The organism is Mycobacterium sp. ITM-2016-00316 (genome assembly GCF_002968335.2).
In the GTDB taxonomy this organism is placed as follows: domain Bacteria; phylum Actinomycetota; class Actinomycetes; order Mycobacteriales; family Mycobacteriaceae; genus Mycobacterium.
Genome location: NZ_CP134398.1, coordinates 4,452,825 through 4,465,475, shown reverse-complemented (window position 1 = coordinate 4,465,475; position 12,651 = coordinate 4,452,825). Strand labels below are relative to the sequence as shown.

General features: G+C 68.3%; 9 protein-coding genes and 1 pseudogene. 6 read left to right on the top strand and 4 right to left on the bottom strand.

Going from position 1 to position 12,651, the window contains the following annotated elements; all coding sequences use genetic code 11:
* The first annotated feature begins 17 nt into the window (after window positions 1-17).
* Window positions 18-1,910 (top strand): ABC transporter substrate-binding protein, encoded by a 1,893-nt coding sequence (locus C6A86_RS21395; RefSeq protein WP_105365289.1) that lies wholly within the window; start codon window positions 18-20, stop codon window positions 1,908-1,910.
* Here the strand turns inward: C6A86_RS21395 and C6A86_RS21390 are convergent.
* Window positions 1,897-3,132: a chloride channel protein gene (locus C6A86_RS21390; protein ID WP_105365276.1), complete on the bottom strand. Its 1,236-nt coding sequence runs from the start codon at window positions 3,130-3,132 to the stop codon at window positions 1,897-1,899. The genes C6A86_RS21395 and C6A86_RS21390 overlap by 14 nt on opposite strands.
* A 17-nt stretch (window positions 3,133-3,149) precedes the next feature.
* On the opposite strand from C6A86_RS21390, the gene mshB reads away from it, so the two are divergent.
* Window positions 3,150-4,001, top strand: coding sequence for an N-acetyl-1-D-myo-inositol-2-amino-2-deoxy-alpha-D-glucopyranoside deacetylase (gene mshB / locus C6A86_RS21385; RefSeq protein WP_105365275.1), 852 nt, complete (start codon window positions 3,150-3,152; stop codon window positions 3,999-4,001).
* Window positions 4,002-4,089: 88 nt separating this feature from the next.
* Window positions 4,090-4,530 (top strand): hypothetical protein, encoded by a 441-nt coding sequence (locus C6A86_RS21380; protein WP_105365274.1) that lies wholly within the window; start codon window positions 4,090-4,092, stop codon window positions 4,528-4,530.
* Between the two features lie 12 nt (window positions 4,531-4,542).
* Here C6A86_RS21380 and C6A86_RS21375 read toward each other — a convergent pair whose 3' ends face one another.
* Window positions 4,543-5,694, bottom strand: coding sequence for a hypothetical protein (locus C6A86_RS21375; RefSeq protein WP_142407055.1), 1,152 nt, complete (start codon window positions 5,692-5,694; stop codon window positions 4,543-4,545).
* Between the two features lie 188 nt (window positions 5,695-5,882).
* On the opposite strand from C6A86_RS21375, the pseudogene C6A86_RS21370 reads away from it, so the two are divergent.
* The 3 genes and pseudogenes from C6A86_RS21370 to C6A86_RS21360 all read left to right on the top strand — a co-directional run bounded on the left by C6A86_RS21370 (window position 5,883) and on the right by C6A86_RS21360 (window position 9,884).
* Window positions 5,883-8,454 (top strand): annotated as a pseudogene (locus C6A86_RS21370) (bifunctional FO biosynthesis protein CofGH).
* A 345-nt stretch (window positions 8,455-8,799) separates the two neighbouring features.
* On the top strand, window positions 8,800-9,264 hold the full coding sequence (locus tag C6A86_RS21365) for a DUF2231 domain-containing protein (protein WP_105365271.1): 465 nt from the start codon (window positions 8,800-8,802) through the stop codon (window positions 9,262-9,264).
* 71 nt (window positions 9,265-9,335) lie between these two features.
* Entirely contained in the window at window positions 9,336-9,884 is a 549-nt protein-coding gene (locus C6A86_RS21360; RefSeq protein WP_105365270.1) for a YceI family protein, read from the top strand.
* A gap of 1 nt (window position 9,885) precedes the next feature.
* Here the strand turns inward: C6A86_RS21360 and C6A86_RS21355 are convergent, their stop codons facing one another.
* Window positions 9,886-11,904 (bottom strand): NADPH-dependent 2,4-dienoyl-CoA reductase, encoded by a 2,019-nt coding sequence (locus tag C6A86_RS21355; protein ID WP_105365269.1) that lies wholly within the window; start codon window positions 11,902-11,904, stop codon window positions 9,886-9,888.
* Between the two features lie 32 nt (window positions 11,905-11,936).
* Window positions 11,937-12,503, bottom strand: a complete 567-nt coding sequence (locus C6A86_RS21350) for a PadR family transcriptional regulator (RefSeq protein ID WP_105365268.1) — start codon at window positions 12,501-12,503, stop codon at window positions 11,937-11,939.
* Between the last annotated feature and the right edge of the window lie 148 nt (window positions 12,504-12,651).

The following is a 12,651-nucleotide window of genomic DNA, read 5'->3' as shown; positions in this document are numbered from 1 at the left end:
TGCGCCGGCCCGATACCCTGAATCTCGTGCCGTCAGCCCGACACCGCTTCTTCGTGCCCGTGGCAGCGCTGTCGGCGCTGGTGCTGGCCGGTTGCACGGTCAGCCCGCCGCCCGCGCCGCAGAGCACCGAGACGGTGTCGACGACGCCGCCCGCGCCGGCCAAGGCCATGCAGATCATCATGGCCATCGACGCGATCGGTGCCGGGTTCAATCCGCATCTGCTGTCCGATCAGTCCTCGGTGAACGCCGCGATCTCATCTCTGGTGCTGCCGAGTTCGTTCCGCCCGATCTCCGATGCGGCGACGCTGACCGGGTCGCGGTGGGAGATGGACCCCACCCTGCTGGTATCGGCGGAGGTGACCGACGAGAACCCGTTCACCGTCACCTACAAGATCCGGCCGGAGGCGGCATGGACCGACAACGCGCCGATCGGCGCCGACGACTACTGGTACCTGTGGCGCCAGATGGTCAGTCACCCCGGGGTGGTCGACCCCGCCGGCTATGACCTCATCACCGGGGTGCAGTCGGTGGAGGGCGGTAAGACCGCGGTCGTCACCTTCTCCCAGCCCTACCCGGCGTGGCGGGAACTGTTCAACGACATCCTGCCCGCGCATATCGTCAAGGACGTACCCGGCGGCTTCGGCGCCGGGCTGGCCCGGGCGCTGCCGGTGACCGGCGGTCAGTTCCGGGTGGACAACATCGACCCGCAGCGCGACGAGATCCTGCTCGCCCGCAACGACCGCTACTGGGGTGAGCCGGCGAAACCGGATCAGATCCTCTTCCGTCGGGCGGGATCGCCTGCCGCGCTGGCTGATTCGATCCGCAACGGGGACACCCAGGTGGCTCAGGTGCACGGCGGCCAGGCGGCCTTCGCGCAACTGTCGGCCATCCCGGACGTGCGTACCGACCGCATCGTCGGGCCGCGCGTCATGCAATTGACGCTGCGCGCCCAGCAGCCGGCCCTGACCGATCTGCGGGTCCGCAAGGCGCTGTTCGGTCTGCTCGACGTCGATCTGCTGGCCGCCGTCGGCGCCGGATCCGACAACACGGTGACCCTGGCGCAGGCGCAGGTGCGCTCGCCGTCGGACCCCGGTTACGTGCCGACCGCACCGCCGGCCATCTCCTCGGAGGCGGCGCTCGGTCTGCTCGCCGCTGCCGGCTACCAGGTGCAGCCGGTGGAGACACCGCAGACGACGACACCAGGAACCCCCGGGCCGGACGAGGCGCGCGGCCAGATCATCAAAGACGGTGAGCCGCTGAAAATCGTCCTCGGGGTGGCCGCCAACGATCCGACGTCGATCGCGGTGGCCAACACCGCCGCCGACCAGCTGCGCAATGTCGGCATCACCGCCTCGGTGTCCGCGCTGGATCCGGTGACCCTGTACGGCGAGGCCATGATCGACAACTCCATCGACGCGGTCGTCGGATGGCACAGTGCCGGAGGCGATCTCGCGACCTCGCTGGCATCGCGCTACGGCTGTCCCGCGTTGGAGGCAACCCCGGTGTCCACCGTGACACCCGCGCCCAGCGTCACCCCCACCACCCCGCTGCCGCGGACGTCGAGCACCGCCACGTCCGCGCCGCCGGCGTCGACTCCGACCACCACGGGCACCGACGCCCCCGAATCCCCGGAGAGCACCGGGGAATTGGTGCAGGCACCCAGTAACCTCACCGGAATCTGTGATCGCAGCATCCAACCGAGAATCGATGCGGCGCTGCGCGGCACCGAGGAGATCGACAAGGTGATCGACGTCGTCGAGCCCCGGTTGTGGGATCTGTCCACGGTGCTGCCGATCCTGCAGGACACCACGATCGTTGCGGCCGCCCCGCGGGTGTCCGGGGTCAGCCTGACCGGTGCGGTACCGATCGGGATCGTCGGTGATGCCGGGGCCTGGGTCAAGCAGCCCTGACGGTTCTGCGCCAGATCTCATGGGCGGCATAGGCCGCGATCGCGAACACCGCGAGTAGCCACACCGGGGGATGCGCGAGTTCCCAGACGAACAGCGCCGCGAACGCCGGAGCGCGCTGGGTGATCGCGAGAACCCCCGCGGCACAGGTGAGTGCGACCGCAGCGACGTTGACGTGCAGGTCGGTGAACCCGTTGAGCGCCAGCGCGGCAACCGATCCCGCCGCGGCGCCGGTCGCCAGCGCCGGGGTGAGCAGCCCGCCCACCGCGCCGGCCCGCAGGAACAGTGCGGTCAGTACCGGCTTGAGCGCCAGGATCGCCAGCGCGGCGGTGATGGTCAGGTCGCTGTCGACGCTGACCACCAGGATGCTGTGGCCGTTGCCGGGCAGCTCCGGCCACCAGATGGAGCAGATCCCGGTGAGTAGTCCGGCGGCGGCGATCCCGGGGATCAGCACCCAGGAGGCGGACGGGGCCTTGCTCGTCGCGGTGATCCGGTTGAACGCGATGCCGACGCCGACCGCCAGTGGCGCGATGACCACCGCGAGTCCGACGAACAGATAGGACAGGCTCGCGTCGGGCCAGCGCAACGAGTGCTCCAGATGGGTGACCGGAGAGGCCACCGCGACACCGAGACTCGAGGTGATCAGGGCGGTGCCGACGACCCGCGGATGCCAGCTGTGCAGCAGGATGCTGATGCTGAACAGGGCGCCGCCCAGCGGCACGCCGTACACCGCGCCGAGCCCGGCGCCGGCCGCGCAGGACAGCAGGATCTCCCGATCGCGTGCCGTCAGTGCCCACCGCGATATCGCCGCATCGCCGAAGACCGCGGCCAGCTGTCGCGGTGCGCCCTCGCGACCCAGCGATGCGCCGGCACCGACGACGAGGACCTGCAGACCGGCGTCGATCGCCATCGACACCCGGGGCAGCGGTCGGTGTGCGGCGATGGTGGCCGACAGTTTCGGGACGGCCGCGCGCCTGCGCAACAGCCACCAGCCCAGACCGGCCACCGCGCCACCGACCATCGGGCCGAGGGCGCGACGGATGTGGCCGCTGTCATCGACGCCGTCCAGCAGACTGCCGAAACTGTAGTGATAGGTCAGGTGCTCGATGCCGTGCAGCAGCAGTGTCGTCGCGATACCGGCGACCCCGGCGAGCAGACCTATCGCGATGACGGCGCAGCCGAATTCCAGTGCTCGACGCCCGTTTCTCGCGTCCGCTGGCGACACACGGTAAACCTAGGGGAGTGGAGACACCGCGGCTACTTTTTGTCCATGCTCATCCCGACGACGAATCGCTGACCACCGGCGCGACCATCGCGCACTATGCCGCTCAGGGCGCCGAGGTGCGGGTGGTCACCTGCACCATGGGCGAGGAAGGCGAGGTGATCGGCGAGCGCTGGGCGGGCCTGGCGGTCGATGCGGCCGATCAGCTCGGCGGGTACCGGGTCACCGAGCTCACCGCGGCGCTGTCCGCGCTCGGCGCTGGGGAACCGCACTATCTGGGCGGGGCCGGACGCTGGCGAGACTCCGGGATGCCCGGGACACCGGCCCGGCACCGCCAGCGTTTCGTGGACGCGCCACTGGATGAGCCCGTCGCCGAACTGGTGACCGTCATCCAGGAGTTCCGGCCGCACGTGGTGGTCGGCTACGACCCCAACGGCGGGTACGGCCATCCCGACCACATCCGGGTCCATGAGCTCAGCACCGCTGCGGTGGCCGCCTGCACGGAGCTGCCCTGGCCGGTGCCCAAGTTCTACTGGACGGTGATGGCGGCGTCCGGGTTCGTCGACGGTTTCCGCAATATCGGCGACCCCCCACCGGACTGGGTGGTGATCAAGGCCGAGGACTTCTCGTTCGCGTTCCCCGATGACCGTGTCGACGCGGTCATCGACGCGTCGGCGCAGTTGCCGGCGAAGGCCGCCGCGCTGAGAGCACACGCCACTCAGGTCACGGTGGCGCCCGACGGCCGGTCGATGGCGCTGTCCAACAAGATCGCGCTGCCGCTGTGGGGTGTCGAGCACTACGTGCTGGCCGCCGGGGAAAGAGGCGGCGACGGTATCGAGACCGACCTGTTGGCTGGGCTGAATCTGCGATAGCGGGGCGCGGAGGCGGTAAGGTCTGCGACATGGACCCGGATTTGGATCCCAACCTGCAGCATCAACAGGACCGCGCCGACAACCTTCAGTGGGTGATCGGCTCCCTGGTCGCGCTGCTCGACAGCATCCCGACCTGACAGCGGAACACCCCGACGGAGCGGCCTGGCTGTCGCCTGTCGTTCTGTCCGTGCTCGCCGTCGATGGCGTGCTGTCCGCTCTGGCGGCGGCCTTTCTGCTCCCGCTCCGGCTCGGTGCGGTTCCCTTTCCCATCAGCATGCTGATCAGCGGTGCGGTGAACGCCGCCCTGGTGTGGGCGGCGTTGCACTGGACCACCTCGACGCGGGTCGCCGCGCTGCCGTTGTGGACCTGGTTGATCACGGTGCTGGCGCTGACCTTCGGCGGCCCGGGCAGTGATCTGGTGTTCGGCGGCGTCGGCGTGATGGCCTACGCGGTACTGCTGCTCATCGCGGTGGGGGCGCTGCCCGCCGCCGCGGTGCTGCGGTCCGCGCGAACAGTGCGCGATCGGTAACGCACGTCACCGCTACCGATCTCGCACAGATCGCGGCTCTTTCTTGGCGCTGGGCTTGGTGTCGGGTTTTGTCTCGGGCTTGTCGTCCGGGTCGCTGTCGGCTTCCGGATCGGGCTTGAGGTCGTCGGTCCCGGTATCCGGCTTCTCGATCCCGGCCTCGGCGTCGACATCGGCCTTGTCCTCGACGCCGGTCTTGTCTTCGACGTCCACGTCCTGCTCGAGGTCCTGTCCGGCGTCCTCGTCCTTGACGTCTTCTTCGTCCTTCGGGTCGACGTCGGCGGCCGGCGTCTCGACGGGCTGCTGAGGCTCGGCGTCCTCGGGTGCGGTGTCGATCGGGGTCTCTACGGGTTCCTCGGCCGGCGGCTCGACAGCAGGGGTCTCGGACCCGGTCTGCGGTGAGGTCTGCTCGGTGTCCTCGGCCGGAGGGGTCGATGCTTCTTCGTCGGTGACCTCATCGGCGAGCGCGGTGCCGACACCGGCCGGGACCTGTACCGCGGTGCGCGCCCCCATCACCTCCATCGTCGACTGGGCGGCGAACGAGGAGAAGAACGGCGGGAACGGGGGGAACGGCGGCAGGAAGCTCAGCAGCCAGTCGATCTCGGCGTTGACGAAGCCGATGCCGGCGTTGACGGTGTCGTTGAAGAAGTTCGTCAGTCCCTGCCCGAAGCTGATGGTGCCACCGACCCAGAAGGCGGTGTTGAAGACGGCGCTGGTGATGATCGGGCGGATCAACGAGTAGTAGAAGATGCTGATCTGCGGGGTGAACCAGTTGACGACGGGGATCCACTGGGTGGCGTAGATGCCGAGGTTCACACCCCAGTCCACCCACGGCATGATCACGTCGTAGGCGGTGATGATCGCGCTCTCCAGGCCGGGCAGTGCCAGCGCGCTCACCTGTGCCGACGCCACGTCCAGCGTTTCGGTCATCGCCTCGGCGGAGTTGAAGGAGGCCGCGGGCAGCAGTGCCGTCGCGGCCTGCGCGGTCGCGTACTCGGGGGGCGGCTGCTTCAGCAGCGGGTTCACCGGCTGGGTCTGGGCGGCCAGCGCCACGTGCTCGTGCCGCGGTGCGTGGCCCGGAGGTGCCACCGATTGCGGGATGGCGATGGTGCCCGCGGCGACGATCCCGACTCCCGCCATCAGATATGGACGCACGCTGAACCGCATGATCGCTCCGTTTCGCTCAGTCCCGACGAGCATGAACTTACGCCAGGGTCAACGCTCGCAAAGGCATTCTGAGGACGGCTCGCGCCACCGCGGACCGTCGGCAGCTATCGTGACCCCTATGCCACGTGCATCTGTTTCAGATAGTGAGACGCGCGGATGATCCGCGTCCACGCCGGGGTTACACGGGAGTGGCTCTGAACCCCCAGCACGGCTCCGATCTGCCCAGCCCGGTGGTCCCGCCGAAGTCCAACCCGTCCGCACTGCGGCGCGTACTGCGCCGCGCCCGCGACGGCGTCGCCCTGAACGTGGACGAGGCCGCACTTGCGATGACCGCGCGCGGCGAGGATCTGGCCGACCTGTGCGCCAGCGCGGCAAGGGTGCGTGACGCCGGTCTGGAATCCGCCGGCCGCCGCGGCGCCACCGGCAGGCTGCCGGTCAGCTACTCACGCAAGGTTTTCATCCCGGTGACCCACCTGTGCCGGGACACCTGCCATTACTGCACGTTCGTGACGGTGCCCGGCAAGCTGCGCGCCGAGGGCAAGGGCATGTTCATGGAGCCCGACGAGATCCTCGAAGGTGGCCCGCCAGGGCGCCGAGCTGGGCTGCAAGGAAGCGCTTTTCACCCTCGGTGATCGTCCCGAGGCACGCTGGCCGGAAGCCAAGCAGTGGCTCGATGAACGCGGTTACGATTCCACCCTCGATTACGTCCGCGCGATGGCCATCCGGGTGCTCGAGGAGACCGGGCTACTGCCGCACCTCAACCCCGGCGTCATGAGCTGGACCGAGCTGTCGCGGCTGAAACCAGTTGCGCCTTCGATGGGCATGATGTTGGAGACGACATCGCGGCGACTGTTCGAGACCAAAGGCCTGGCCCACTACGGCAGCCCGGACAAGGATCCCGAAGTTCGGCTGCGCACGCTGGACGACGCGGGCCGGCTGTCGGTCCCGTTCACCACCGGCCTGCTGGTCGGTATCGGTGAGACGCTGGCCGAGCGCGCCGAGACCATGCATGCGATCCGCAAGTCACACAAGGCGTTCGGTCATGTCCAGGAAGTCATCGTGCAGAACTTCCGGGCCAAGGATCACACCGCGATGGCGGCGGTGCCCGACGCCGGGATCGAGGATTTCCTGGCCACCATCGCGGTGACCCGGCTGGTGCTGGGGTCCAAGATGCGCATCCAGGCGCCGCCGAATCTGGTGTCACGCGAGGAATGCCTGGCGCTGATCGGTGCCGGTGTGGACGACTGGGGTGGCGTGTCGCCGCTGACCCCCGACCATGTCAACCCGGAGCGGCCGTGGCCGAACCTCGACGACCTGGCCGCGGTGACCGCGGACGCGGGATACGACCTGGTGCAGCGGCTCACCGCGCAACCGCAGTACGTCCAGGCCGGTGCGGCCTGGATCGATCCCCGGGTCCGCGGGCATGTCGATGCGCTGGCCGACCCCGACACCGGATTGGCGCTGGACGTCAATCCGCAGGGCCGGCCGTGGCAGGAGCCCGACGAGGCATCCGAGTCCCTGGGCCGGACCGATCTGCATGAGGCGATCGATTCCGAGGGCCGGCTCACCGAGACCCGCAGCGATCTCGACAGCGCGTTCGGTGACTGGGAGTCCATCCGGGAGAAGGTGTCCGAGCTTGCGGCCCGTGCCCCCGAGCGGATCGACACCGATGTGCTGGCCGCCTTGCGCGCGGCCGAACGCAATCCCGGCGGGTGCAGCGACGACGAGTACCTGGCGCTGGCCACTGCCGACGGTCCTGCGCTGGATGCCGTTGCCGCACTGGCCGACTCGCTGCGCCGCGACGCCGTCGGCGAGGACGTCACCTACGTGGTGAACCGCAACATCAACTTCACCAACATCTGCTACACCGGCTGCCGGTTCTGCGCATTCGCACAGCGCAAGGGTGACGCCGACGCGTTCTCCCTGTCCACCGAAGAGGTCGCCGAGCGGGCCTGGCAGGCCCATGTCGTCGGCGCCACCGAGGTCTGCATGCAGGGCGGGATCGATCCCGAGCTGCCGGTCACCGGCTACGCCGACCTGGTGCGCGCGGTGAAGGCCCGGGTGCCCTCGATGCATGTGCACGCGTTTTCCCCGATGGAGATCTCCAACGGCGTCACCCGCAGCGGATTGTCATTGCGGGAGTGGCTGACCAGCCTGCGCGAGGCCGGGCTGGGCTCGATCCCGGGCACCGCGGCGGAGATCCTCGATGACGAGGTGCGCTGGGTGCTGACCAAGGGCAAGTTGCCCACCTCGGAGTGGATCGACGTGATCAGCACCGCCCACGAGGTCGGGCTGCGATCGTCGTCGACGATGATGTACGGACATGTCGACACCCCCAAGCACTGGGTGGGGCACATCAACGTGCTGCGCGGTATCCAGGACCGCACCGGCGGATTCACCGAGTTCGTGCCGCTGCCGTTCGTGCACCAGTCCAGCCCGCTGTACCTGGCCGGTGGCGCACGCCCGGGCCCGACCCACCGGGACAACCGCGCGGTGCATGCGCTGGCCCGGATCATGCTGCACGGCAGGATCTCCCACATCCAGACCAGCTGGGTGAAGCTGGGTATCGAGCGCACCCGGGTGATGCTCAACGGTGGTGCCAACGATCTGGGCGGAACGCTGATGGAGGAGACCATCTCGCGGATGGCGGGCTCGGAAAACGGGTCATCTAAGTCGGTCGAGGAATTGACGGCGATCGCCGAGGGCATCGGCCGTCCGGCCCGGCAGCGCACCACCACCTACACGCCGCTGGCCGCCTGAGCTGGTCGGCCATGTCGACCAGCCGGCGATCTGCGTGCGGCGCTGGAACTGTGGAATGCCGCAGCGCAACAGAATCCGGGCGGATGGCTGTACTGGCCGATCCCGATCGCGCAGGAATCCGCCGCCCACGAGATGTGGGACGACCAGGTGCTGGAGCGTCACGTCGCGCCGGCAGCTGCGTACCCTGTCCCGGGCGGAATGACCCAGGGCTCGTCGGGTTCGCCGGTGTGCACGGAAGAGTGTAGGCTGCCCTAACTCGACGGGCGCGAAATTCGTTGTGCCCTATTACCTTTCGCATCTCTGCCGCAATCGGTATCTTGGGTTGTCGCCGAGCCCGGGAGTGTCATGAACACCATTGCAGGAGTTCCTGCCCATGCCCTGTTGGTGCACGGCGTCGTGGCGCTGGCGCCGTTGACGGCGCTGCTGCTGATCCTGTGTGCGTTCTGGGCGGCCGCGCGCCGACGGCTGGTGTGGCTGGTGCTGGCGCTGGCGTGTGCGGTCGCGGTGCTCACGCCGATCACAGCCTCGGCCGGGCAGTGGCTGTACGACCGGGAAAGCGAGCACCGTCCGATCCTTGAGCTGCATCAGGAGCGCGGCGAATGGATGATCTACTTCGCGGTCGGACTGCTCGTCGTGGCGATCCTGCAGGTTGTCCAGCACCTGATGGAGTCGCGGACCGAGAAACCGGGCAGAGCGCTCCCGGTGGTCGCGGCGGTTCTCGCCGTGCTCGTCGGGGTGTCCTCGATCGTCGGTGTGGTGCTGATCGGCCACTCGGGGGCGGAAGCCAAGTGGGGCGTCATTGCGGAATGAAATCGGACCATAGTCCGTTTACTCCTGGTGAGGGTGTCGGGAAGGCCGCGCCCGCTGAACAAGGAGATGTCATGACCGCAGCAGTAGCCACCGACCTGACCGCAGGCACCTGGGCGCTGGACCCAGTGCATTCCTCGGTCAACTTCTCGGTCCGCCACCTGGTGGTGAGCAAGGTCCGCGGCACGTTCGACAGTTTCGACGGCGCTATCACGGTGGCCGAGGACGGCACCCCATCGGTGACCGCCACCATCGACATCAACTCGGTCAACACCCGCAACGAGCAGCGCGACGCCCACCTGAAGGCCGCCGACTTCTTCGACGCCGAGCAGTTCCCGACCGCGTCCTTCGTGTCCACCGCGGTGCGCGCAGACGGTGACGACTACGTGCTCGACGGTGAGTTCACCCTCAAGGGTGTCACCAAGCCGGTGTCGCTGAAGCTGGAGTTCCACGGCGTCAATCCCGGCATGGGCCATGGCGAAGTTGCCGGGTTTGAAGCCTCGGTGGTGTTGAACCGCAAGGACTTCGGCATCGACATCGACATGCCGCTGGAGACCGGAGGCGCCGTGGTCGGCGACAAGGTCACCATCACCCTGGAGATCGAGGCGCTCAAGCAGGCCTGATCTACAGCGTGGCGGCCAGCTCGGTGCCCTGGCGGATCGCGCGCTTGGCATCGAGCTCGGCCGCCACGGCCGCCCCGCCAATGACGTGCGCGGTGATCCCGCGCGCCCGCAACTCGTCATCGAGCCCGCGCACCGACTCCTGGCCCGCGCAGATGACAACATTGTCGACGGCCAGCAGGCGCGCCCCGGTCCGGTCGGATCCGAAGCTGATGTGCAGGCCGTCGTCATCGATGCGCTCGTAGTTCACCCCGGAGAGTTGCTGCACACCTTTGGCTTTCAGTGACGCCCGATGCACCCAGCCGGAGGTCTTGCCGAGCCCGCGGCCCTGGGCGCCCTTGGTCCGCTGCAGCAGGAACACCTCGCGGGCCGGAGGCAGTGGGATCGGCGTCGTCAGTGCACCGCGGACCGTCGGCGCGTCCTGGGGGTCCAGCGCACCCCATTCGGCCTGCCATTCCTTGCGGTTCAGCGTGGGGGACTGGCCGGTGACCAGGAACTCGCTGACATCGAACCCGATACCGCCCGCACCGATGACCGCCACCGAATCGCCCACGGCGGCACCGGAAAGTACCTCGGCGTAGGACAGCACCTTCGGATGGTCGATACCGGGGATGGCCGGCATGCGTGGTGTCACACCGGTGGCGAGCACGACATCGTCGTAGCCGGCGAGATCGTCCACCGTGGCCCGGGTGCCCAGGCGTACGTCGACGCGGTTCACCTCCAGCATGCGCGTGTAGTAGCGGACCGTCTCGTTGAATTCCTCTTTCCCGGGAACCCTTCTGGCCAGGTCGAATTGGCCACCGATGGTGGCGCCGGCCTCGAAGAGCGTGACATGGTGCCCGCGCTGGGCGGCGGCCACCGCGGCCGACAGCCCGGCCGGGCCGGCGCCCACGACGGCCACCGATCGTGCGTGCCGGGTCGGGCCGAGCACCAGGGTGGTCTCATGTCCCGCGCGTGGATTGAGCAGGCACGACACCGTCTTGTGCACGAAGGCATGGTCCAGGCAGGCCTGGTTGCAGGCGATGCAGGTGTTGATCTGATCGGCGGCGTCCTCAGACGCCTTGCGCACCCAGTCCGGGTCGCTCAGCAGCGGCCGGGCCATCGAGATCAGCTGCACGCCGGTGTCGGTGAGGATCTGCTCGGCAGCCTCGGGCATGTTGATCCGGTTGGAGGCCACCACCGGGATGTCGACATGTTCGGCGAGTGCACCGCTGATATCGACGAAGGCGCTGTTGGGCACCGAGGTGACGATGGTCGGCACCCGGGCCTCGTGCCAGCCGATGCCGGTGTTGAGAATGGTGGCGCCGGCGGCCTCGATTTCTTGTGCCAGAGAGACGATTTCGTCCCAGGTCTGGCCGTCCTCGACATAGTCGGCCAGTGATATCCGGTAGACGATGATGAAATCCGCCCCGACGGCCTCGCGTACCCGTCGCACGATCTCGACGGGGAAGCGCCGCCGCTTCTGCGGTGTGCCACCCCAGCCGTCGGTGCGCTTGTTGGTGCGCGGCGCCAGGAACTGGTTGATCAGATACCCTTCGCTGCCCATGATCTCCACGCCGTCGTATCCCGCGGATCGGGCCAACAGCGCGGCACGCACGAAATCGTCGATGGTGCCCGCGACATCACGCAGTGCGCGCGGCCGGAACGGGTTGATCGGCGCCTTGATCGAGGATGCGCTGACCGACAGCGGATGGTAGGCATAGCGTCCGGCGTGCAGGAGCTGCAGCGCGATCTTGCCGCCCTCATCGTGGACGGCGGCGGTGATCCGGCGATGCCGGCGCGCATCGGCCGCGGAGAGCATCTCGGCGGCGAACGGCAGCAGCCAACCGGTCCGGTTCGGGGCGTACCCGCCGGTGATGATGAGGCCGACGCCGCCGCGGGCGCGCTCGGCGAAGTAGGCGGCCAGCTTGTCGGTATCGCGCGCGCGATCTTCCAGACCGGTGTGCACCGAGCCCATGATCACCCGGTTGCGCAGAGTGGTGAAACCGAGATCCAACGGGGACAACAAATTCGGGTAGTTCACAAGGCCTCCAAGACCTACCGGGCTTCCAGAACTCACAGGACCTCCAGTACTTCGGAAAGCCACTCGATGGCGCCCTCTTCGGCGCGGATACCGCCGCGCAGCACCAGGTACTGATGCAGCTCGGAGCCGGCCAGGCCGGCGGGGTTGGGGAACTGCTCCTTCTCGAATCCGCGGTAGGCGTCCAGCAGCGCGGCTCGTTCGGTCCGCAACTGAAGGGCCTGCACCCGGATGGCGGCGGCATCGCCGTAGCCGGCGGCCCGGATCTTGACGGCCAGGTCGCGGGTGCGGTTGTCGGCCAGCGACCCACCGCGACCAGGAGCGGCGCTGCCTCTGCTCTTGAGCGGTTCGGCGATCCAGCGAGCGAGTTCGGTCCGCCCGGCCGGTGTCACGGAGTACACCTTCTTGTCCGGGCGACCGTGCTGTTCGACCTCACGAACGCGCACCCAGCCGTCGTCCTCCATGGCGCGCAACGTGCGGTAGATCTGCTGATGCGTGGCGGACCAGAAATAGCCGATGGACCGGTCGAAGCGGCGCGCGAGCTCATAACCCGAACTCGTCTGTTCGCACAGTGACACCAGGATGGCGTGCGGGAGTGCCATGGCCGCAGCGTATGCGGAACCGATGGTTCTATGCAACAAGTTGCAGTGCAGCAGAGTGCATAGCGCGTGGCTACTAGGCGGGTTGTATCTGCGACGGCTAGTATCAGCAAACGCGCCACCCGTCGAGGGCGGCGCGCGAAGTTAGGGC